Consider the following 21,760-nt stretch of genomic DNA (forward strand, 5'->3'; position numbering starts at 1 on the left):
ATCCTGGCGTGCCGAGGCGCAGCCCGGCACGCAGAGGTACGCCCAGCCGGTAGCGGACAAGGTTCTCAGTCCGGCCAAAGTCGCCAGGACCGTCACGAGGTCCGAGGCGGGGTCGTACTCGCGATTGATGGAGCGGACATGCCCGTCAAGCGTGGCGCCCGCGCGGGAGTGCTCAGGGCGGCCGCTGCCCTGATCGTCCTCGCGGCACTGGCTTCCTGTACGGCGGATTCGGACGGCAAGACCCCAGACGGCAGGGCTCCGGACGGCACGGCTCCGGACGAGTCCACGCACACGAAGCCGAGCCCGAAGCCAAGCCCGAAGCCGAGCACGAGCCCGAGTACGAGCCCGAAGGCCGTTCGGCTGCCTCCCGTGCACGCGGGTTTCGACTACCAGATCGGCGGCTCCTATCCGCCACCGGCCGGCGTCCGTATCGTCGCCCGCGACCGCGAGGCCGAACCCGCGCCCGGTCTCTACAACATCTGTTACGTCAACGCCTTCCAGGCCCAGCCCGACGAGCGGGACGACTGGCCCGCCGACCTGCTGCTCCGCGACAAGAAGGGCAGGGTCGTCGTCGACGGCGACTGGGACGAGGCGCTGCTCGACATCGGCACACCCGCCAAGCGACAGCGCGTCGCGGACCGGATCAACGAGTGGATCGACGGCTGCGCGGACCGGGGCTACGACGCCGTCGAGCCGGACAACTTCGACAGCTTCACCCGCTCCCGCGGGCTGCTCAGCGCGGACGACGCCACCGCCTTCATCAAGCTGCTGTCGGACCACGCGCACGCCCGGGGCCTGGCCATCGGGCAGAAGAACACTGTGGAGCTGGCCGGTCAACGAGACCGCACGGGGCTCGACTTCGCGGTGGCGGAGGAGTGCGGCGAGTACGACGAGTGCGGTGAGTACGCCGAGGCGTTCGACGACCGGGTCGTCGTGGTCGAGTACACCGACAACGGCCTCAGGAAGGCCCGTTCGGGCTTCGGTGACCGGCTGAGCATCGTGCGCCGGGATGTGCTGGTGTCGACGCCGGACAGCGCCGACTACGTCCGCAAGACCCGCTGACGGAGGCTCCCGATGGCTCGAACCCGAGGTGCGTTGTGCCCTGTTGAGCGCCGTGGCCTGCTCAAGGGGGCCGCCGCGATCGCCGCCGCGCCGTTGCTGGGCGCCTGCGCGGGCGGCGGGTCCGACGGTGTGGGTGCCGACGGAAAAGTGACGGTGGAACTGTGGCACGGCCAGGTCGACACGGCGAGGGAGGCCGTGCGGGCGCTGGTCTCGGAATTCAACCGGACGCATCCGAAGATCCGGGTGGACGCCGGTGGCGGCGGGGTCCTGGCCGACGCGATGCTGCAGAAGGTGACGGCCGCGCTGGCCTCCGGCTCGTATCCGGACATCGCGTTCGTCTTCGGCTCCGACCTCGCCAGCATCGCCCGCAGCCCCCGCGTCGTCGACCTGACCGACGAGATGCGCGGCGGCCCCACGCCCTGGAAGAGCTTCTGGGCGCCGGTGCGCGAGGCGGTCTCCGTGAACGGCAGAGTGCGGGCCGCGCCCGCCATGCTCGACTCGCTGGCCGTCGTCTACAACAGGAAGCTGTTCCGGCGCGCGGGCGTCCCCTTCCCTGAGGCGGGCTGGACGTGGGCCGAATTCACCGATACGGCAGGGCAGTTGACGGACAGCGGCCGAGGCGTCTTCGGTACGGGCTGGCCCGGTACCGGTGACGAGGACACCGTCTGGCGGCTGTGGCCGATGATCTGGGACCTCGGCGGGGATGTCGTCGCCGACGACGGCAGGCGCATCGGCTTCGCCGACCAGGGCGTCCGGGCCCTCGACACCCTGCGGCAGCTGGTCCGGGACAAGAGCGTGTACGTCGATCCGAAGCCCGGCAGCGAGCAGATGTACCAGGTGTTCCTGGGCGGCCGGATGGCGATGGTGGCGACCGGGCCCTGGCAGCTGCCGGACATCGTGGACGCCGGGATGGACTACGGCGTCGTACCGCTGCCGTCCTACAGCGGGCGGCCGATGACGATCTCGGGCCCCGACACCTGGACCATCTTCGACAACGGTTCCGCGCGCTCGCGGGCGGCCGTGGAGTTCGTCCGGTGGATGACACGGCCGGAGCAGGACACCCGGTGGGACATCCGGGCCGGGAGCCTGCCCCTCAGCTCCGGGACCGAGCGGCGCCCGCAGTGGCGGCAGCACGCCCAACGGACCACGGGGCTCAGGGTGTTCACCGAGGCGCTGAGCTCCGCCCGGGTCCGGCCCGTCCATGCCGTGTACCCGCAGATCTCCCAGGCACTGGGCGAGGCGATCGTCTCCGTCCTGCTCGGCGAGGACTCCCCCGCCAAGGCCCTGCGCCGCTGCGCCGACAAGGCCGACGCGGCGCTGCTGATCCCACGCTGATCCCACGCTGATCCCCCGATCGCCGCTCGCTGATCGAGCGTTGCTCCGTCGCTTATCGCTCGTCGCTCGCGAACTGAACCTGTGCTGATCCCGCGCTGTTCCAAGGGAGGAAGGCCGCATGACATCACTGCCCCGCGCCATCACCCTCGCGCCGCAGTCCCAGCCACGGGCCCCGGCCGCTCCACGGCGTGCCGCACGACGGCGCGCCCGGCGGGAGAGGGCCACCGCCTGGGCGTTCGTCGGACCGTCGGCCCTCGTCATCCTGGGCCTGGGCATCGTCCCGGTCGCCTGGTCGCTGCTGCTGTCGTTCCGGGCCGACGACCTGGTCACACCGGGCCGCTGGGTGGGCCTCGACAACTACCGGGCGCTGGCCCAGGACCCCAACTTCCATACGGCGGTGGGCAATACGCTGCTGTACGCGGCGCTGTTCGTCCCGCTGAGCCTGTTCGGAGGTCTGGCCCTCGCGCTCGCCCTGAACCGGCGTATCCGGTTCATCGGCCTCTACCGGACCCTGCTCTTCATCCCGTTCGTGGTGTCCGCGGCCGCGCAGGGCGTGCTGTTCTCCTTCATCCTCGACCCGGAGTTCGGCGCGGCCAACTCGCTGCTCCACCAGCTCGGTATCTCGCCCCAGGGCTTCCTGACGGACCCCGACCAGGCCATCTACCTGCTGGTCCTGATCTCGCTGTGGAGCGGTGTCGGCTTCTGCGTGGTCGTCTATCTCGCCGCGCTGCAGGACGTACCGCGCGAACTCGTCGAGGCCGCCCGCATCGACGGGGCCGGCCGCTGGCGCGTCCTGCGGCACGTCACCCTCCCGGCCCTCGCCCCCGTCACGGTCTTCCTGCTGCTGTGGCAGCTGATTCTCGCGCTCCAGGTCTTCGACCTCGTGTACGTGACCACGAAGGGCGGCCCGCTCGGCTCCACCACCGTGATCGTGTACTTCGTCTGGCAGCAGGCGTTCCAGATGTTCACGGCCGGATACGGGGCCGCGGCCGCGTACGTCCTCGCGCTGGCCCTGCTGGTCGCGGGAGTGGCCCTGCGTGTTGTCCGGCGCAGGCAGGGACGCGGCATGGAAGGAGCCCTCCGATGAGCGCGCACCCGATGAACGCGGGCAAGGTGAAGCCGCGCGAAGTGAACACACGCAAGGTGACCACGCGACGGGTGCGCGCACGCAGGGTGAGCCCCTGGCATCTGCTGCTCGCTCCGCTGGCGCTGGTCTTCGCGCTGCCGCTGGTGTGGCTGCTGCTGAGCTCGGTGATGACGAACGCGGAGATCAACCGGTTTCCGCCCGCGCTGTGGCCCGACGGCATCGATCTGGGCGGCTACCGGTATGTGCTGGGCAACGCGATGTTCCCGCGCTGGTTCGCGAACTCGCTGATCGTCGCGTCGGTCGCCGTGGTGTCGAATCTGCTGTTCGGGGCGCTCGGCGGCTACGCGTTCGCGCGGATGCGGTTCGCGGGGTCGCGGGTGCTGCTCGGGCTGATGCTGGCGACCATGGTCATCCCGTTCCAGCTGACGATGATCCCGACCTTCCTCGTGATGAAGTGGCTCGGCCTGATCGACACGCTGGGTGCGCTGATCGTGCCGTCGCTGGTGACGCCCTTCGCCGTGTTCCTGTTCCGGCAGTTCTTCCTGACACTGCCGAGGGAGATGGAGGAGGCCGCCTGGATCGACGGGTGTTCACGGCTGCGGGTGCTGTTCTCGATCGTGCTGCCGCTGGCCCGGCCCGCCCTCGCGACGGTCGCGGTACTGACGTTCCTCACCACGTGGAACGACCTGTCCTGGCCGCTCATCGCGATCAACCACGACACGCAGTACACGCTCCAGCTGGGCCTGACGACCTTTCAGGGACAGCACCACACACGGTGGTCGGCGGTGATGGCGGGCAACGTCATCACGGTCCTGCCGGTCCTCGTGGCGTTCCTGCTGGCGCAGCGGACGTTCGTCCAGTCACTCACGTCGAGCGGCCTCAAGGGGTGACGCGGCTGTCGTACGACCCTGCCGTGGCCGCCACCGAACCCGCCGAGGCCCACGTCCACACCAACCTGGAGAGCCGCGCATGACCGAGGTAAAGATCGCCTTCGTGGGAGCCGGCAGCGTGGTGTTCACGCAGGGGCTCCTGGCCGACCTGTTCGGCTTCCCCGAGCTGGGGCACGTCCGGATCGCCCTGCACGACATCGACGGGGAGCGGCTGGCCACGGCGGAGGGGGCCGCCCGCCACATCGCGGACGAACGCGGCGCCAAACCGACGATCTCCGCGCACCCCGACCGGCGCGGTGCCCTCGAAGGTGCCGACTTCGTCGTCAACACCGTCCAGGTCGGCATGAACGAGGCCACCCGCACCGACTTCGCCGTCCCGGCCCGCCACGGCGTGCGTCAGACCATCGGCGACACACTCGGCATCGGTGGCATCTTCCGCGCCCTGCGTACCTTCCCGGTGCTGCGCGGCCTCGCCGAGGACATGGCCGAACTCTGCCCGGACGCCCTGCTGTTGAACTACACCAACCCGATGGCGATGAACGTCCTGTACCTGTCCCGGATCGCACCGGCACTGCGTGTGACCGGCCTGTGCCACTCGGTGTACTGGACGATGCACGACCTCTCGCGCCTGGTGGGCGTGCCCTTCGACGAGGTCTCCTATCTGGCCGCCGGCGTGAACCACCAGGCCTGGGTGCTGCGCTTCGAGCGCGACGGCCGCGACCTCCACCCGCTCCTCGACGCCGCGATCGCCCGGGATCCGCAGCTCCTGCGCCGCGTACGGGTCGACATGTACCGCAGGCTGGGCCACTACCCCACCGAGACCAGCGAGCACTCCGCCGAGTACGTCCCCTGGTATCTGCGCCACGACACCGAGATCGAGCGTCTCCGGCTGCCGGTCGGCGCGTATCTGGGGATCATCGAGGAGAACACCGCCGACTACGAGCGCACCCGCGAGGCCCTCGCCGCGGACACTCCGCTGCCCGTCGAGGGCACGATGGAGTACGCGCCCCAGGTCATCCACAGTGTCGTCACGGGGACCCCGCGTACGATCTACGGGAACGTGCCGAACCGCGGGCTCATCGACAACCTGCCCGCCGACTCCGTGGTCGAAGTCCCCTGCCTGGCCGACGCGTTGGGCGTCCAGCCGACCCGTGTCGGGTCACTGCCCCCGCAGTGCGCGGCGCTCAACAGCGCGTACGTCTCCGTCACCGACCTGGTCGTCCGCGCGGCCACGGACGGCGAACCGCGGCACATCCGTCATGCCGCGATGGCCGACCCCGCGACGGCGGCGGCCCTTCCGGTGGAGCGGATCTGGGACCTGTGCGACGACCTCGTACGGGCTCACCGGAAGCTGTTGCAGCCGGAGTTGCGGGAGGAGTTGGGGCACTGACTCCCGCCCCGCGCTCCCGACCCGAACCGGGTCACCGTTCCAGGAGGTCCAGGGCCTGTTCCCAGCGGAACCCCCGCTCCGCCGGGCCGCCGAAGGCGTGTTCGCCGAACCGGACACCCATCCCGCGCAGTCGCTCCAGGCTGTCCCGATACGCGGGGTGGGCGGTCAACGCCTCGCTCACACAGGGCAGTACGGAGATCGGCACCCCCATCCCGTACGCCTCGCAGAGTGTGCCGAGGGCGAGGGTGTCGGCGATCCCGGCGGCCCATTTGTTGATGGTGTTGAAGGTCGCGGGGGCCACGGTGACGGCGTCCGGGTCGGGGAAGGGGCGCGGGTCGCCGGGGGAACGCCACGCGGACCGGATCTGCCTGCCCGTCCGCGACTCGACCGCCGCGATGTCGAAGAAGCCTGTCGCGATCGGGGTCGCGATGACCCCGACATCCCAGTTCCGCTCCTGCGCCAGGGTGATCAACTCGTCGATCCGCTCGGCGACTCCGGCGGCACAGACGACGACGTAGAGGAAGGGCTTACGGGCCTGTTCGGTCACCCGGGAACCCTACTGAACGCGCTCGGCCCCTATGGGACGCCCTATTGGAGTGGGAAGGAGTCGCCTCGCTCCGCGTCCGACCGCGGGCCGTGGATCCGGCGGTCCTTCTCCTCGATCGGTACGTCATTGATGCTCGCCTCGCGCCGGGTCATCAGGCCGTGCTCGTCGAACTCCCACAGCTCGTTGCCGTAGGAGCGCCACCACCGGCCGTCGGCGTCGCGGCACTCGTACTGGAAGCGGACGGCGATGCGGTTGCCGTCGAAGGCCCAGAGGTCCTTGCGCAGGGCGTACTCCTGCTCGCGCCGCCACTTGTCGGTGAGCAGCCCGACGATCTCGGCTCGGCCGGTGACGAAGGTGTCGCGGTTGCGCCAGACCGAGTCCTGCGAGTACGCGAGCGAGACCTTGTGGGGATCGCGGGTGTTCCACGCGTCCTCGGCCGCCTGGACCTTCTGGGCCGCGGTCTCCCGGGTGAAGGGCGGCAGGGGCGGGCGGTCGGTCATGACGACTTCCTCTCGATGGCGATGCAGCTCAATGGCGGCGCGACTCAACGGCGGTGGGGCTCAACGGCGGTGCGACGAGCGGGAGAACGTGCGTTCTCCAGCGTGGCTGCTAACGTAGAGAACGGTGGTTCTCCCGTCAAGACATCAAGGAGCGGGCCGGTACATGGACAGCGTGGTCGCCAGGGAACAGGCCCTGGACGCGGCGGAAACCCTGTTCTACGGGCGGGGCATACAGTCCGTCGGCATGGACGACATCCGCGGCACTTCGGGGGTCTCGCTCAAGCGGCTCTACCAGCTGTTTCCCGCCAAGGAACACCTGGTCGTGGCCTACCTGGAGCGGCGCGACATCCGCTGGCGGCAGCGGCTGGCCGACCACGTGGCCGGACACGAGGATCCGCGGAGCCGCATCCTCGCGGTCTTCGACTGGCTGGGTGAGTGGTTCCGCGAGCCCGATTTCCGGGGCTGCGCGTGGATCAACTCGTACGGGGAGCTCGGCGCGACGTCGGAGCGGGTCACCGCCCAGGTCCGGGCCCACAAGCGGGCTTTCAAGGACTACCTGACCGGTCTCATGAGCGACGCCGGACTGCCCACGGCCCTGGCCGGCCAGCTGTATCTGCTGGCGGAGGGGGCCATGGTCACCGCCGCGATCGAGGGGAGCGCGGAGCCCGCCGCGCAGGCGGGGCAGGCGGCTCGGATGCTGGTGGCGGGGCACGGCGGCGCCGTCGGCCACTGACTTTCGACCTCTGGGTGATTCGTCCGACTGCGGGCGGCAGCAGACCTCGCGGGTACCACCGCCCTTCCCACCCGGGTCCCACCCGGGCCCGGGTGCGTCGCGCATTCTCGTACGCGACAAATGAGTTGCCTCGACTGCCGTCCCGACGTCAGCATCTGCCCATGACCACCACCGAAGCCCTTCTGCCGCTGATCTCCGCCGCCGCTCGTCCGGTGCGGGTCCAGCAGCAGTCCGGCCGACCGCGGAGGCTCTCGCTTCCGCGGACGTGACCGCCGCGCTCGTCGCGGGGCTTCTCGCGGGATATGGCATCGCCATTCCCGTCGGAGCGGTCGCGACCTACCTCGTCTCCCTCACCGCCCGTACGTCCCTGCGGATCGGCGCGAGCGCCGCGCTCGGCGTGGCGACGGCCGACGGGCTCTACGCCCTGCTGGCCGCGCTCGGCGGCTCCGCACTCGCCACCGCTCTCCAGCCCGTACTGGCCCCGCTGCGCTGGGCCTCGGCACTCGTGCTCGTCGCCCTCGCCCTACGAGGCGGACTCACCGCACTCCGCCAGTACCGCGCGCGACGGCTCGCCACCCGCTCCGACCGGACGCCGGTGAGCCCCGGCCGCGCCTACCTGACCCTGCTGGGCGTCACGATGCTGAACCCCACCACCGTCGTGTACTTCGCCGCCCTGGTCCTCGGCAGCAGTGCCGGTGCCGCCGTCGGCCCCCTGGAACAGGGCGTGTTCGTCCTCGCCGCCTTCGCCGCGTCGGCCAGTTGGCAGCTGCTGCTCGCGGGCGGCGGCGCGCTGCTGGGCCGCGCGCTGACGGGTCGGTGGGGGCAGCTGGTGACCGCGCTGGTGTCCAGCGCCGTGATCCTGGCACTGGCGGTACGCATGCTCGTGGCGCCGCGGTGACGGGCCGCGCCGCATGCCTGCCTGCCTGCCATCCGAGGAGTTACCCGAAGAGTCGTACGGAGGTCCGTCACACTTCCGCGCCGCGCTCCGTCAGTGCGATGACAGACGCTTTCGGAACTCATGAGGAGCAACATCGTGCAGGCACGGATGAAGAACCTGACGACGATCCTTCCCGACGCGGCACCGGCCGTCCAGGGGCTGATCAAGGCGGCCGGCGAAGGAGGGCTGCCCCAGGAGACGCTTGAGCTCGTGCACCTGCGGGCCAGCCAGATCAACGGCTGCAGCGCCTGCGTCTACGCGGGCAGCCAGAGCGCCCACAAGGCGGGGCTGAGCGACAAGCGTCTGTGGTCGGTGTCGGCCTGGCGCGAGGCGCCCTTCTACTCGGACGCCGAGCGCGCCGCCCTGGCCCTGGCCGAGGCGATGACCCGGCTCGGCGACCGCTCCGGCGACGCCGTACCGGACGAGCTGTGGGACGAGGTCGCCGACCACTACAACGAGCGGCAGCTCGCCTCGCTCATCCTGTGGATCGCCACGACCAACCTCTTCAACCGCATCAACGCCACGGTCCAGGAGCCCGCCGGCACCACGTGGGGCTAGGCCCTGTCGTCAAATTCCCGTCGTCGCCCGGAAGGCGCGGGCCACCGCGAGGCTGTCCTCGTACACGTGGTGGCGTACGACCAGGCCGTTCTCGACGGTGAGGTGGAGGGCGAACCGGGCGCGGTAGGCGCGCCCGGTCGGCTTCGCCGTCTGGCGGATCTCGCCGAGGACGACCGCCTCGTCGCCGTCGACGAGGATGCGCTCGATCTCGGTGGCCGCCTGCCCGGGAATATGGAACTCGGCCAGGAGGCGGTAGTGGTCGGCCGCGTCGGCACGGGTGGACCGCGCCCGGATCCAGGGGGTGTCCGCCCGCCCGTGCTCGTCCTGCGGCCAGTCGAGCTTCCAGTCGGCCCCGTCGGCGTACAGTTCGGCGATCCGCTCGGGGGTGTCCTGGCCGATGCGGCGCAGGAGTTCCTCGACGACGGTGCGGGTCGTGGCGGTCATGGGGCTCCCTGTCTCGACGAACCGACATGGCTCTCCGCCCCGTCCGGAGCGATGAGCCCCATACTGCCGACCCGCAGGACACCCGGCGATTACCCACCAGGTAAGCGGGAGCGGCGCGTGGGAGGGATGAAATCCCTGCGGTGGCCGTGTTGAGTCGTGTGTCGGCACGAGTCGCACGAATGACGATCGATGGGATGGATTTCATGCCTCTTAAGGGTGAGTACGAGCCCAGCCCCACCCAGTGGGTACGCGATCAGGTCGAGCTGTACGAAAGCTCCGGCGGGACCGAGGGAACGACGTTGCGGGACACGGGGTTGCCCGTGATCGTACTGACCACCCTGGGCGGCAAGAGCGGGAAGATCCGCAAGACGCCGCTCATGCGCGTGGAGCACGACGGCACCTACGCCGCCGTCGCCTCTGTGGGCGGTGCGCCCAAGCACCCCGTCTGGTACCACAACGTCGTCTCCGATCCCCACGTGGAACTCCAGGACGGCCCGACGCGCCAGGACATGACGGCACGGGAAGTGACCGGCGAGGAGAAGGCCCAGTGGTGGGAGCGGGCGGTCGCCGCGTTTCCGCCGTACGCCGACTACCAGAAGAAGACCGACCGCGAGATCCCGGTCTTCGTCCTGGAGCCGGCCGCCGGGTAGTGAGCGGCGCCGGGACATGACCATGGCGGGGGCCATTTCGGGGCACTGCCCCAGTGCGGGCCGCCGTCCGGGGGTGCCGCCATCCCGGTGCGGGTAACCCTCCCGGTGTGAGTCGCCCTCCCGGTGTGAGTCGCCCACCAGTCGCGGGGTTGCCGACCTGCCGGTTTGGAGTCCGCGGTCGCGGAATCACGGGCTCCTGCGACGGCTCCGGAACTCGCTCGAAAAAAGTTCGCATGATTCCCGGCCCGCCGGGCACCCGACGCTCGGGCCCCGCCGCGCTCCCCCGTCGCGGCGGGGCCGCCGCTGTGTGTGCCTGGACTGGAACCGGTGTGCCCCGGCGCATGCGGCGCGGTGGGCGGTGACGGCGTCCGTCACGTCGAGGCGGCGGTACCTGTCGAAGCCGTAGCCCCGGTCGGCGTACAAGCGCAGCGGCTTACCGTGAACGATGCCCGCCAGTGCGACCCGATCCGGCACGGGGAGCCGCCCGGGATGGCGGTGCCGTCGTGGGCGCACCGGTAACAGCGGGGCTGTCCGGTCCCAGAGATCGTCGGGGACAAGGTTCACGCTCACGAGGCCGAAGCCTGCCAGAGAACCCAGTTGAGCACTCCGAGGCGGATCGTGATACTCGCCGAATGACCAACACCGGGGACAAGGCCATTGAGCAGGGATGGGATGAACCCTGGTACCGCGTCCGCACAGATCGGTTCGAGGCATCATTCCTGCCCAGCGCCGGCGAGGATCTGGATGCCGTCTGCAACGTCGACGTAGAGGTACGGCTGACAGCAGACGGCTCCCGCTGGAGCGCGACCGTGTTCACTCTCGCCGAGGTCGCGCGTCTGATGAAGAGGTGGTCCCGGACAGGCAAGGAGTTGGGCGGCCGCTACTTCTGGTGTACTGACGGTCTGATAGTCCGGGATCCCGGCATCCACAACATGACACAGGTACTCGCCGGCCTGCTCGACGCCGGGCACTTCACACAGGTTCTTCAGCGACTCGACGACGAATAGCCGGCGCCCCCCCATTCTGAAACGATCAGTTGTGCAGGTAGATGTTGGACAGGATCGGGGAGGCGGCTCCGGACCCCCGACAGAGTCGCTCATTTGACACCAAGCTGGTGACGATCCACGCCCCCATCCCGGAGGCCGCGGAGGAGCCCGACCACCCGGGCAAGATCGAACACCCCCAGCTACGAGGCGATCGTCGCGGAGACCGTCCCCCGCGGCCCTGAGTAGTCCCCCTCAGCTGGGGGTGGCGAGAACACGCGGATTCCCTTCATGGTGAGTGCCGTTACTCGCGCTTCCCGAGCGCTCGTCCCCGGTAGTCCCCGGCCGGAAAAAGGGACTGTCGCGCGGCGAATGGGCGGAGCCCGCGCAGCACCACACCACCACACCTCAGGCAGAGCTGCCTGGTTAGCGAGCGGAGTTGGCGGATGAACATGTCGACGGACACCTCGTCCAGGGCAGAAGAGACCGGTTCTTCCCGGGAGACCGTCCCCGAAACCGACCCGGGTTCCGCTGTCGATCCGGATTCACCCAATGTCGCGCGGATCTATGACTACTTCCTCGGCGGCCAGGTCAACTACCCCGCCGACCGCGCCGCCGCCGACCGGATAGCCGCCGAGATGCCGCAGACACCACTGACAGCGCGCGCCATGCGGCGCTGGCTGACCCGGACGGTACGGTCCATGGTGGTCGACGAGGGGATCACCCAGTTCCTCGACCTGGGGGCCGGGCTGCCCACTCAGGAGAACGTGCATCAGGTGGCCGCCCGCCACACACCCGAGGCCAGGGTCGTCTACGTGGACACCGATCCCGTGGTCCTGGCCCACGGCCGGCAACTCCTCGATGGCACCGGATCGGTGCTGATCCTCGGGGACGTCATGGAGATGGCAGCCGTCCTGGAACACCCCCGGGTGGTGGAGCTCCTCGACTTCGCCAGGCCCCTGGGCGTCCTGATCTCCGGCGTACTCCATTTCCTGCCGGACGCGGCGGACCCCCACAGCCAGATCGCCCTGTTGCGTGACCGGCTGGCTCCGGGAAGCTGCCTCGCCGTCAACTCACTGGTGTCGGATCACGACCGGGACCGCGCCGAGCGCCTGATGATGCTCTACCGGGGAGAGACCGGAAAGGGAGAGTTGCGCAGCGCGGCCGAAGTGGCCCGCTTCTTCGGGGACTTCATCGTCCAGCCCCCGGGCCTGGTCCCGCTGGACGACTGGCGTCCGGACGCCCCGGTGCCGCCCGCCGACGACCCGGGCCGCCTGGTGTGGGGCGGGATGGCGAGCAATCGCTGACGTGCCGGAGCGATGAGGGAGAGGTGGATACGTATGCCCCGGGAAGCGGTGGTGATCGGTGGCGGACTCGCCGGGATGCTGACGGTACGGGCGCTGCTGGGGCACGCGGACACGGTGACCGTCATCGAACGGGACCGTTACCCGGACGGTCCCCGGTTCCGCAAGGGCGTACCGCAGGCACGGCACCCGCACGTCCTCCTCAGCGGCGGTCGGCGTGCCCTGGAGGAATTACTGCCCGGCACCGGCGCCGCCTTCGCCGAGGCCGGGGCACACCGCCTCGAACTCCCTCGGGACCTGCTGATCCGGTACGGCAACGGCTGGCAGCACCGATTCCACGAGGGGCGGCACGCGCTGCTGAGTTGCAGCCGCCCACTGCTGGATCATGTTGTACGAGACCGAGTACTGCGCGCGGCGGCCTCCACTGCCACCAGGGTGGAGGTCGTTCAGGCCGCTGAGGCGACCGGCCTGCTCGGCACCGCCGATCGGGTCACCGGAGTGCGCTTCCGTGTCCGCGACGGCGGCCGGGGCGAGCGGGAGCTGCCCGCAGAGCTGGTCGTCGACGCCTCCGGGCGTGGCTCGCGCGCGCCCGAGTGGCTGGTCGCGCTCGGTCGGTCGGCACCGCGCCAGGAAACGGTGGACACCGGTCTCGGCTATGCCAGCCGAAGGCTCACGCTGGCCTCGCCGCCGACCGCCGGGGTCTACATCAACCCTGCGCCCGGCACCCCGCGGGGCGGCTCACTGCTTCCTCTGGAAGGCGGCGACTGGCTCCTGATGCTCTACGGATGGCGCCGTCACCGGCCTCCCACCGACGAGGACGGGTTCCTGGACTTCCTGGCGTCGCTCGCGCACCCCTACATCCATGACTCGGTGAAGGAAGCACAGCCGCGTTCCGCGATTCACGGCTTCCACAACACGGCCAACCGCCGCCTCCACTACAGCGACCCCGGGGGCGTCCCGGAGGGGTTCGTGGCGGTGGCGGACGCGGCATGCAGCTTCAACCCCGTGTATGGACAGGGGATGTCCGTGGTGGCCCTCGGCGCGCTCGCACTGCGCGACACGCTGGCTCGTGGCGGCCTGCGCCCGGGACTGGCGGGCACAGCCCAACGCGCCGTCAGCCGTGCCGCCGACGCTGCCTGGCTGATCGCCGTCAGCACCGACCGTCCGCACGCCGGCTCGGCCACGCTCGCCGATCGCGTGCGCATCCGGTACCTGTCCCGGCTGATCGCCCGCTCTGTCACCGACCCCGTGGTCGGCGCGGCCTATCGCGATGTCTCCTCGCTCACCGCGCCACCCGCCCGGCTGATCGCCCCGTGCGTCGTCCTGCGTGCCCTCCTCCGCCCGTGCCGTCCCGGCCTGCCGGTCCCGCCGCCGGAGGCGGAGCACGGGACATGAGTCCCGGGCAGCCCCGCCTCGGCGCCGTCGGCCGCTGGAGCAGTGGTTCGGCTCAGGGAAGCAGGCCGAGGCCACGGGCGGTGACAACCGCGTCAAGACGCGAGTGGCATCCGAGCCGGTGCATCGCGCTGCGCAGATAGCTCTTCACCGTCTCGATCCGCAGGCCGAGTTGGGCCGCGATGTCGCTGTTGGTCCAGCCCAGCGCGACGCACGACAGGACGTCGAGCTCTCTGGAGGACAGTGCCGGTGCGGACGAGAACGGGGAGAAACCGCCGATGGCCGCGGCCAGCTTTTCGCATACGGCACCGACCTGGTCGTGGACATCGATGTCAGTGACCTGCTGTGCGAGAATCCGCAGCTCGGCATAGGCTCCGCGGACCGTTTCAACCCGGGGCGACGTTGTCGGGTCGGCGCCGTCGGGTGGTACCAACTCGTTTTCCAGTCTGGCGAGGCAGCGGGTCACCTCGTCCTGTACCGCCAGGCTCTGTTCCAAGTGGCGGATGGTATCGGTGAGGGCGCCGACAGTTCGCTCGCCCAGCGGAACGGCCTGGCGAATCGCGCCGTACAACACCGCCCGTACCGTCCGGTTCACCACCACAGGAGCTGCCACCATGGCACGCAGGCCCTCCGCGGCGACCACCCGGTCGTACTGGTGGCTGATCCCGCTCGTGGCCACGTAGTCGTTGACCATGAGCGGGCGCCGCAGAGCCAGCGCCTTGCCTCCGAGGCCCAGACCGAACCCGACGGTCAACCCGTTTGGCATTCCTCTTGCGCTGCCGACCCTCTTGGTGATCTTCACCTGGCGTCCGTCCGACACCACACCACCGAAGGCGAGATCCACTCCGGTGGCCTTGAGTAAGTCCGTGAGGGCACGGCTGATCTGCCGGTCTTCGGCGGTGGGTGGCGGCGGGTTCGGGTTCACGGGGCCTCCTCGAAGCGCTGGGGTATGTAACGCCCCGCTCTCGTCCGAGGACTCCCCGGCCATGTCGGTGCCGGGCGGATTCGCCCTGTAGGGACCGGTACCTCCCGGCGGGAAAGGCAGGAGATATCCCGTTGGCACTCACGATGGAAGAAGACGAGCGGGTGCTGCTACCCCTAAATAGCGGGTGCTGCTACCCCTAGATGAGGGTCGTACGGACCTGGGTCAGTCGTCCTCGGACAACCGGAGTCCCAGTCCCGTCACGTGGTAGATACGGGTACCGTCGGCCCACAGCCAGGCCTCGGCGATGGCATGGGGCCCGTGTTCGGTGCCGCCTGTTTCGGTGATCTCCAATTCGATGACGATCTTCTTGTTGCGTGGGGTGACCTGCCCTCGGTACTTCCAGGTGAGCGGATGGCCCGGAAGCGCCGGCTCGAAGCGCGGTCGCCGCAGGCCGGCGCCCAGGCCGCTCTCCAGGGCGTAGAACTGGAGGAGCTGGTACATGGCCTGCACGCCGAGCGATCCGGGCTGGACCGGGTCCTGGAAGAAGTGGGCCTTGAAGAACCACTCGCCGGGGTCCACGTCCTTTTCCGCCCGTAGCCGTCCGAGCCCTGCCCGTCCGCCGTCCGGCCAATAGCCGGTCACCCTGTCGAGCATCAGCAGCATGGGTCCCGGCAGACGGAGCGGCCCGTCGAAGTACTTCTCCGGGTGTGCGGCGAGATCGACGGAGAACGAGGACGGCCGGGCCATCGCCTGTCGCTCGTCGTCGGCCGGCGGCAGCCCCGCCTGATGCTCGAACGCCGCCGGAGGGAAGAAGCCGAACACCGTGGTGAGCGTGAACACCGGCTCGCCATCGGCGAAGCACTCGACCTCGAACGTCTCGATGATCATGTCGCCGCTGTGCGCGATGTCGCGCAGCCGGGTCCGGGTGCGCAGTACCCGGGTGCCGGGGCCGATCTCCCCCAGGACCGTCCCCGTGCCGTCGAGGTTGCGGAACAGCAGGTCGGCGTCATTGCCGAGGGCGCTGCCGATGTACGAGGCGAGCCAGCCGCTGGCCTGGAGCACGACCTCCATGAGTACCCCGAGCGGCATGGCGGGGAAGCCGTTCTGCTCGAAGTACCAGACGTGCTCCGGCACGTCGTACTCGACCTCGACCGCGCTGCCGGTCCGCGGGACCCAGACCGGGCCTTCGACGGCGACAACGCGGCTCATGAAGTGGAACGGCGGCCCGGGGAGCCTGGCGAGTCGGCGGGCGCTGTCGAAGGGGGCGTAGGCGGCGCCGAACGCCTCGCTGGGCTTGCCCCACGCGCAGGCGAGCATCGCGGGGTAGTCGTAGCGGAAGCCCTGGACCTCGGCCACCGCCGAGGTCTCGCGGTGTTCGTCCAGGCCCGCCAGCACGGGCAGCGGCACCGGCTCACCGGTGGGCTGCACAGTGGCGGGGCCGAGCTGCCGCCAGTGGGTCAGCGGCCAGTCCGGGACCAGGCGCAGCCGGACGCCGCGGGCGTGGAACGCCTTGACACCGTCGACGGTGCAGAGCACGTCGGCCAGCAGTTCCGGTTCGGGTCCCGTGGACAGCCCGGACACGAAGACCTCGTAGGTCAGCAGTCGGCTGCTGGGCGTGACCTGACCTCGGCAGAGCATGGGGATGGGATTGCCGGGAGCCGGTTCGAAGCGCCAGCCGTCGCGATCGACGGTGCATCCGGTGGCGGCGAGGTAGAAGGCCATGGCCTGCAGGCATCCCTCGAACATCAGGGTCCCCGGCATGCACGGGTCGTTGGTGAAGTGGCTCTCGAAGAACCAGTCGTCGGGCGCGATGGGCGTCTCGGCCCGCAGATGGCCGCGCCCCCAGGGCCCGCCCATGGGGTCGAAGACGGGCACCCGGTGCAGCAGCCGCATCCGGTGGTCTCCGGTCCGGGGCGGGCGCACATGGGTACGGGTGAGTTCCCAACCCGGACCGAAACAGTCGACGGGACGCCCTTCGGCGAATGCCTGTACGGCTTCCGGGCCGAAGCTCCGGGCCGGGGAGGCGACGGGGGGCGGGTCGAGCGGGAGGGACGGGGCGGGGGCCTCGGACTCCGGGGCCCACAGCACACCGCTGGTGCGGGCCAGTTCGGCGTCGGTGAAGAACCCCGCCTGGCCGTCCCGCATGGTCAGCCGGAGCTCGTCACCGACGTAGCAGTCGTAGTGGAAGAAGAACAGCCGCACTCCGTCGTGCTCGCCGTGGCCGTCGATACGGATCTCGTACCTCAGGGTGTCGCCCGGTTCGGGCGGACTGCCGTGGTAGGTCAGTTCGCAGCCCAGTAGGCGGTAGACGCGCTCGCCCCGGTTGAGGCGGTCGACGCCGAGCCAGCTGATGAGCAGGAGATCGGCCTGGCCGGCCTCGACCATGATGCCGGCCGGCATGCGTCCGCACGGGTCGAGGTACCAACTGTCGAGGCGGACATCGGTCTCGGTCCAGATGGTGCCGGTGCCCATGGAATTCGGCTCGGCGTCGATCCCGGTGACGCGGTCCGCCAGCAGCATCGGCGGCGCGGGCATACGGGTCTGCCGCAGATACCGGTCCTGAGGGGCGAATGGGGGGCCGAACACGGCGGAGACCGGTCCGGTGGCCAGGTTCTCCAGATCGGCCCGGGTGAAGGCCGGTCCGCGCGGCCCGGACGGCCGGGGCCGCTGCGGTGCGGCAGGCTCCGGGCCGGTGGCCCTGACGTCCGGAGCTGTTGGTGGTGCTGTCGGTGCCGGTTGCCGCTCCGGCGCCATGGCCGGCGCCGCGGACACACTCCCGGCAGGCGGGGGCGATGCCGCGGTCGGCCCGGGGGGAGCCACAGCCGAGGGCACGGCGACCGCGGGGATGGCGCTCTGCCGTGACCCGGCCGGGCCGTGGGCCGGAGCCGGAGCGGGCGTGGCCGCCGGAGGCATGGAAGCGCCGGGAAGGGCAGCCGGGCGGCGCGTGGCCAGGAACTCCGCCGCGCGCTGACGCGACGCCAGGAACTCTTCGTGAACCTGCGAGTGGACCGTGAGGAAGTACCGGTGGACCTGGGCCACTTGGTGCTGCCGCTCCACGACCGCGCCCGCGTGGGCCGCCTGGCCGGTTCCGTCGGCGAGGAGCGGCGTGGCGCCCGGTTCCGATACGGCGACCGGTTGTCCGGCGGTGATGCTGTCCGCCGTAGTGGACCTGCCGAGAACCCCCTGGCCGGGAGCGGTGGCCAGGTCGACCGGGGCGGACGGCCCCGCCGCTGTCCGCGCGGCGCCCACCAGGGCTGTGGAGTACGTCGGCGTGTCGGCGTACGGTTCGGCCGGTCCGGGCAGCCGGGGTGCCGGGGCCATGACCTCGTAGGACGTGTCAGGGCCCGGCAGCCGTACGGGGGCGGGGTGGGCCGGAAGGGTGATCCGGCGGCCGGGCGGCCGCTGCTCCGGCCATGCGGTGGCCAGGTGGTCGCAGAGTGCGTCGGCGTCCGCCGGCACCCCGGCGGCGACAAGCTCCGCGGTGGCGTGGAGGAGCTGGGTGATGCCCCGGCCGACAGGGGCGTCCAGGGACACCACGACGTGTTCCCGGTCGCCCAGCACACGGCCGATCCATGCGGCGCACAGGGCGCGGGGGCCGTGCTCGACGAAGACCCGGACGCCGTCCGCCCAGGCCTGCTCGACGGTGCGTGCGAAGTCGATGGGGCCCAGAGCCTGATCGGTCACGGCGTCGGCGGCCGAGTCGTCGCTCGCGCGGTACCACCGGGCGGTGGCGCAGGTGTAGAAGCGCACTCCCACGTCCGTGGTGGGCAGATGGTGCAGGTGCCACCATTCGGACCGGATCTCCTCCAGTTCGGGCACATGCGCGGCGACCTGGTAGGGGATGCGCAGCACTCTCTTGCTCCCGAGCCGCTCCAGGACCCGTCGGCAGCCGGTCGCCTCGCCGCCGAACACGCATGAGCCGGGAGCGTTGACGACCATGAGATGGACGGCCGGTTCGTCGGCGAGCGCGGCCCGCACCCGCTCGACGGCTTCCTCGACCTGGTAGCTCGCCCATTCGGTGCCTTCCACGCCCGCCTGTCGCCAGGCGCGGCGCGGCACTGTCAACTCGCCGACGACGCCATGGGCGAACAGCTCGGACCGCCGGGCCCCGGCCGCCAGGCCGGTGACGTCCCGCCAGGCACCCAGCGCGGCCAGCGCGCTGGACTCGCCCGAGGAGTAGCCCAGCGCCGCCTGCGGTTCGATCCCCAGCAGCGTCCGGGTGATCCGTGCGTGGAGCTGACCGAGGACGGAGGCGCCCCAGATCTCCTGCAGCGGGTGACGGGCCGGCGGCAGATCCCCGCCTTCGTGGGCCCAGCCCACGAGTCCGTGCAGCGGGCCGCTACGCTCCTCGACGCCGTCGAGCAGGTCGGGGAACGCGAGCATCAGGTCACGGCCCATGCCCGGGTACGCCATCGAGCCGCCGGAGAAGACGAAGGCCACGTCCCCTCGCACCGGCTGGTCCCGGAAGGCCACGCCGTCCGGCCGTACGCCGTCGCCGACGAGCCACGTCCTGGCTGCCTCCCTACGGGCGGCGAGGTCCTCGGGCCCCGAGGCGACAACGGCAAGCCGCGCGGGTCCGCCGCGTGATTCCCGGCCCGCCGCCACGGCGTGCGCAACCTCGGCGCGGTCGCTTCCCGAGTACACGTGGATACGCCGCGCCGGCCCGTCGGCATACGGGGCACGGTCTGCCGGGCGCAACCGCACACGCTGGGCGGGGCTTCCCAGCGGCTTGACTCCGGCCCGAGCGGTCCGCGGGCGGAGCGAGGGCCGGGCCGGGCCGCCGGACCGAGGGAGGGCCCGGTGGTGCAACGCCAGCACCGAGGAAACCACGGCGAGCAGTCCGCCGGCGGCGTGGGCGCGGCCGAACAGGTCGCACGGGTCGAAGTGGTCCGGCGCGGCCCCGGCATCCGGCGCGTCGCCCACGGTCCATTCCGCCGTGTCCGGTTGGTCCGGCTCTTCCGCCGGGTCGAGGACGGCCATGACGGTGTCGCCATCGGCACGGGCGTCGGCCAGCCGCTTGAGGACGAGCACGATCGCCGCGTCCCCGGCCGGGACCTCCCGGCCGAGTTCGGCCAGCGCCGCGCGGTGCACGGGCTCGTGGGAGAGATCCACCGCGCCGACCAGGACGGCGTCGGTGTCACCGTCGCGCAGGGCCTGGGCGCCGAGTTCGAGGGCCACCAGACCGGACGCCTCCTCCGCGCTCACCGTGAAGCCGGGGCCCGCCAGGTCGAGTTGGGCGCTGATCCGGTTGGCCACCATATTGGGCATAGTTCCCACGACGGCGGACGCGGACTGGGGCGCCTGGACGGCGTCGCGCAGCGCCTGTACACGTTCCGGCCCGGGGCGGGTGTCCCCGCCCAGCAGTTCAGGGATCCGCCAGCGAGTCACGTACCGGGCCACCTCGGGATCGCAGCCCATGCCGACGAGCACCATGGTCCGTTCCCCGGGCAGCCGGGTCCGCGAGGCGGCTTCTCGTGCCGCTTCGAGGACGAGCAGCTGCTGGGCATGGCTGTGCTCCAGGTCCAGCGGCGGGAACCGCAGCCCGTCCAGTGCCACCTCGACAGTGCCGCGGGCCGTGTCACACCGGGCACCGCCCAGCAGCGCCTGCCGTAGCTCGTACAGGTCCTGGCCGTCGGCGACCCGGGCACCGACGGCCACGACGGCCACCGGCTCGGTCGCGGCACGCGGCGGCGCCGGGACAGCCGGAGCACCGCAGGCGTCGCCGGTCCAGGCGTCGACGATCAGGTGGGCGTTGTTGCCGCCGAAGCCGAAGGCGCTGACCGCCGCGCGGCGCGCCCCCGGCCATTCCTCGGGTTCCTGGAGCAGCCGCAGGGGCGTTCCGGCGATGGCTTCGAGCGGCTCCTCGGCGCCGAGCGTCGGGGGCCGGATTCCGGCCCGGAGCGCGCCGAGCACCTTCAGCAGTCCGGCCGCGCCCGCCGCGGTGATCAGGTGGCCCACATTGGACTTGACCGATCCGGCCGGCAGGTCGCGCGCCCCGGCGAACACCCGGGCCGCGCTGCGCACCTCCACCGCGTCGCCGACCGGGGTGCCGGTGGCGTGGCATTCCAGCAGGCCGACGCTCTGCGGCGGCACGCCGGCCGCCTCGTAGGCCTGGCGCATGGCCCGCTCCTGGCCCTCCGCCGAGGGGACCAGCAGCCCGCTGCCGCGCCCGTCGTTGGACAGGCCCACGCCGCGGATCACCCCGAAGATCTGCGTCCCGGCGCTGATCGCGTCGTCCAGGCGCATCAGGGCGACGAAGCCGGCTCCCTCGGCGGGGACCAGCCCGTCGGCCTGCCGGTGGAAGGGCCGGCTCCTTCCGCTGCGGCTCATCGCGGACAGGCCGCAGAAGCTGACGTGGAGGAAGAGGTCGTCCGCGCGGTTCACCCCGCCTGCCACCATCACATCGGCCCGGCGTTCCTGCAGCTTCCGGCAGGCGATTCCCACCGCGTACAGCGAGGAGGCGCAGGCCGCGTCCAGGGCGAAGCCGCCCAGCCCGAGGCCGAGATGCCGCGCGGCGAGGTGGGCCGGCAGGCCCGACATGAAGCGATTGCGGGGATCCGGCGCCGGTCCCGTGACCGGGCCGAGGCCTGGCGCCGCAGGGAAGTCCTGGGCCCCCAGCCAGATGTGCTCGGCGTAGGCCGCCATGCCGGTGGTGGGAAAGGACAGGTTTCCGAGCACCAGCCCGGTGCGGTGCAGCAGGCGTTCCTGCCCCGCTTCGCTCAGTGCCGTACGGGCGCCGTCCAGCGTCCAGTGGAACACCGGGTCCAGCGAGGGGTCCAGACCGTCGGCGGCGTTCCGGTAGTGCTTGACGTATCCGCCGACTCGGGTCCATGTCCGGTCAGTACAGTCATCGGCAGGCTCACCGACGGCCCATGTGTCGGGCAGCCGCCAACGGCCCTCCGGCACCTCGGTCAGGCTTGTCCGGCTGTTGAGGGCGTTGTCCCAGAAGGTGTCGGGGTCCGGGGCGTCCGGCAGGACACAGCCCCGCCCCACCACAGCGATCGGTTCGAAGCGCATGGGCGG

The 21,760-nt window shown here is 71.0% G+C and carries 17 protein-coding genes and 1 pseudogene; 12 read left to right on the plus strand and 6 right to left on the minus strand.

The window, feature by feature from the left end:
* The first annotated feature begins 138 nt into the window (after nucleotides 1-138).
* From OHA11_RS02135 to OHA11_RS02155, 5 genes are all read left to right on the plus strand, one after another.
* On the plus strand, nucleotides 139-1,062 hold the full coding sequence (locus tag OHA11_RS02135; RefSeq protein ID WP_266491409.1) for an endo alpha-1,4 polygalactosaminidase: 924 nt from the start codon (nucleotides 139-141) through the stop codon (nucleotides 1,060-1,062).
* A 12-nt stretch (nucleotides 1,063-1,074) separates the two neighbouring features.
* Nucleotides 1,075-2,397: an ABC transporter substrate-binding protein gene (locus tag OHA11_RS02140; protein ID WP_266491411.1), complete on the plus strand. Its 1,323-nt coding sequence runs from the start codon at nucleotides 1,075-1,077 to the stop codon at nucleotides 2,395-2,397.
* Between the two features lie 118 nt (nucleotides 2,398-2,515).
* Nucleotides 2,516-3,484: a carbohydrate ABC transporter permease gene (locus tag OHA11_RS02145; protein WP_266491412.1), complete on the plus strand. Its 969-nt coding sequence runs from the start codon at nucleotides 2,516-2,518 to the stop codon at nucleotides 3,482-3,484.
* Nucleotides 3,485-3,570: 86 nt separating this feature from the next.
* Nucleotides 3,571-4,374, plus strand: coding sequence for a carbohydrate ABC transporter permease (locus OHA11_RS02150; RefSeq protein ID WP_266506886.1), 804 nt, complete (start codon nucleotides 3,571-3,573; stop codon nucleotides 4,372-4,374).
* 79 nt (nucleotides 4,375-4,453) lie between these two features.
* Complete coding sequence (locus OHA11_RS02155; protein WP_266491413.1) at nucleotides 4,454-5,764, plus strand: alpha-glucosidase/alpha-galactosidase; 1,311 nt, start codon at nucleotides 4,454-4,456, stop codon at nucleotides 5,762-5,764.
* A gap of 31 nt (nucleotides 5,765-5,795) precedes the next feature.
* Here OHA11_RS02155 and OHA11_RS02160 read toward each other — a convergent pair whose 3' ends face one another.
* Nucleotides 5,796-6,311 carry a flavoprotein gene (locus OHA11_RS02160; RefSeq protein ID WP_266491415.1) on the minus strand — a complete coding sequence of 172 codons (516 nt, stop codon included), beginning with the start codon at nucleotides 6,309-6,311 and terminating at the stop codon, nucleotides 5,796-5,798.
* Between the two features lie 41 nt (nucleotides 6,312-6,352).
* On the minus strand, nucleotides 6,353-6,811 hold the full coding sequence (locus tag OHA11_RS02165; protein WP_266491416.1) for a nuclear transport factor 2 family protein: 459 nt from the start codon (nucleotides 6,809-6,811) through the stop codon (nucleotides 6,353-6,355).
* Nucleotides 6,812-6,974: 163 nt separating this feature from the next.
* Here OHA11_RS02165 and OHA11_RS02170 point away from each other — a divergent pair, with 163 nt between their 5' ends.
* From OHA11_RS02170 to OHA11_RS02180, 3 genes are all read left to right on the plus strand, one after another.
* Complete coding sequence (locus tag OHA11_RS02170) at nucleotides 6,975-7,544, plus strand: TetR/AcrR family transcriptional regulator (RefSeq protein WP_266491418.1); 570 nt, start codon at nucleotides 6,975-6,977, stop codon at nucleotides 7,542-7,544.
* A gap of 265 nt (nucleotides 7,545-7,809) precedes the next feature.
* Entirely contained in the window at nucleotides 7,810-8,442 is a 633-nt protein-coding gene (locus OHA11_RS02175; RefSeq protein WP_266491419.1) for a LysE/ArgO family amino acid transporter, read from the plus strand.
* A 120-nt stretch (nucleotides 8,443-8,562) separates the two neighbouring features.
* Complete coding sequence (locus OHA11_RS02180) at nucleotides 8,563-9,039, plus strand: carboxymuconolactone decarboxylase family protein (protein ID WP_266491421.1); 477 nt, start codon at nucleotides 8,563-8,565, stop codon at nucleotides 9,037-9,039.
* Between the two features lie 9 nt (nucleotides 9,040-9,048).
* Here the strand turns inward: OHA11_RS02180 and OHA11_RS02185 are convergent, their stop codons facing one another.
* Nucleotides 9,049-9,483, minus strand: coding sequence for a nuclear transport factor 2 family protein (locus OHA11_RS02185; protein ID WP_266491423.1), 435 nt, complete (start codon nucleotides 9,481-9,483; stop codon nucleotides 9,049-9,051).
* 203 nt (nucleotides 9,484-9,686) lie between these two features.
* On the opposite strand from OHA11_RS02185, the gene OHA11_RS02190 reads away from it, so the two are divergent.
* Nucleotides 9,687-10,133, plus strand: coding sequence for a nitroreductase family deazaflavin-dependent oxidoreductase (locus tag OHA11_RS02190; RefSeq protein WP_266506888.1), 447 nt, complete (start codon nucleotides 9,687-9,689; stop codon nucleotides 10,131-10,133).
* A gap of 441 nt (nucleotides 10,134-10,574) precedes the next feature.
* Here the strand turns inward: OHA11_RS02190 and OHA11_RS02195 are convergent.
* Nucleotides 10,575-10,703 (minus strand): annotated as a pseudogene (locus OHA11_RS02195) (IS5/IS1182 family transposase); the annotation flags it as partial.
* A 62-nt stretch (nucleotides 10,704-10,765) separates the two neighbouring features.
* Here OHA11_RS02195 and OHA11_RS02200 point away from each other — a divergent pair.
* The 3 genes from OHA11_RS02200 (at nucleotide 10,766) to OHA11_RS02210 (ending at nucleotide 13,815) form a co-directional block, all read left to right on the plus strand.
* Nucleotides 10,766-11,140, plus strand: a complete 375-nt coding sequence (locus tag OHA11_RS02200; RefSeq protein ID WP_266491424.1) for a hypothetical protein — start codon at nucleotides 10,766-10,768, stop codon at nucleotides 11,138-11,140.
* 422 nt (nucleotides 11,141-11,562) lie between these two features.
* Entirely contained in the window at nucleotides 11,563-12,423 is an 861-nt protein-coding gene (locus tag OHA11_RS02205) for an SAM-dependent methyltransferase (protein ID WP_266491426.1), read from the plus strand.
* A 33-nt stretch (nucleotides 12,424-12,456) separates the two neighbouring features.
* Nucleotides 12,457-13,815, plus strand: coding sequence for an NAD(P)/FAD-dependent oxidoreductase (locus OHA11_RS02210; protein WP_266491428.1), 1,359 nt, complete (start codon nucleotides 12,457-12,459; stop codon nucleotides 13,813-13,815).
* Between the two features lie 52 nt (nucleotides 13,816-13,867).
* On the opposite strand, the gene OHA11_RS02215 is transcribed toward OHA11_RS02210, so the two are convergent.
* A complete protein-coding gene (locus OHA11_RS02215; protein WP_266491429.1) occupies nucleotides 13,868-14,737 on the minus strand; it encodes a LuxR C-terminal-related transcriptional regulator in 870 nt (289 codons plus the stop codon).
* Between the two features lie 222 nt (nucleotides 14,738-14,959).
* On the minus strand, nucleotides 14,960-21,754 hold the full coding sequence (locus tag OHA11_RS02220) for a beta-ketoacyl synthase N-terminal-like domain-containing protein (protein WP_266491430.1): 6,795 nt from the start codon (nucleotides 21,752-21,754) through the stop codon (nucleotides 14,960-14,962).
* Nucleotides 21,755-21,760 lie beyond the last annotated feature (6 nt).

Source organism: Streptomyces sp. NBC_00878 (assembly GCF_026341515.1).
Lineage (GTDB): Bacteria > Actinomycetota > Actinomycetes > Streptomycetales > Streptomycetaceae > Streptomyces.

Coding starts and splice junctions, on each gene's coding strand:
- OHA11_RS02155 (WP_266491413.1), top strand. CDS start 4,454: ATGACCGAGGTAAAGATCGCCTTCGTGGGAGCCGGCAGCGTGGTGTTC.
- OHA11_RS02140 (WP_266491411.1), top strand. CDS start 1,075: ATGGCTCGAACCCGAGGTGCGTTGTGCCCTGTTGAGCGCCGTGGCCTG.
- OHA11_RS02220 (WP_266491430.1), bottom strand. CDS start 21,754: ATGCGCTTCGAACCGATCGCTGTGGTGGGGCGGGGCTGTGTCCTGCCG.
- OHA11_RS02190 (WP_266506888.1), top strand. CDS start 9,687: ATGCCTCTTAAGGGTGAGTACGAGCCCAGCCCCACCCAGTGGGTACGC.
- OHA11_RS02145 (WP_266491412.1), top strand. CDS start 2,516: ATGACATCACTGCCCCGCGCCATCACCCTCGCGCCGCAGTCCCAGCCA.
- OHA11_RS02200 (WP_266491424.1), top strand. CDS start 10,766: ATGACCAACACCGGGGACAAGGCCATTGAGCAGGGATGGGATGAACCC.
- OHA11_RS02170 (WP_266491418.1), top strand. CDS start 6,975: ATGGACAGCGTGGTCGCCAGGGAACAGGCCCTGGACGCGGCGGAAACC.
- OHA11_RS02185 (WP_266491423.1), bottom strand. CDS start 9,483: ATGACCGCCACGACCCGCACCGTCGTCGAGGAACTCCTGCGCCGCATC.
- OHA11_RS02205 (WP_266491426.1), top strand. CDS start 11,563: ATGAACATGTCGACGGACACCTCGTCCAGGGCAGAAGAGACCGGTTCT.
- OHA11_RS02180 (WP_266491421.1), top strand. CDS start 8,563: ATGAGGAGCAACATCGTGCAGGCACGGATGAAGAACCTGACGACGATC.
- OHA11_RS02165 (WP_266491416.1), bottom strand. CDS start 6,811: ATGACCGACCGCCCGCCCCTGCCGCCCTTCACCCGGGAGACCGCGGCC.
- OHA11_RS02210 (WP_266491428.1), top strand. CDS start 12,457: ATGCCCCGGGAAGCGGTGGTGATCGGTGGCGGACTCGCCGGGATGCTG.
- OHA11_RS02135 (WP_266491409.1), top strand. CDS start 139: ATGCCCGTCAAGCGTGGCGCCCGCGCGGGAGTGCTCAGGGCGGCCGCT.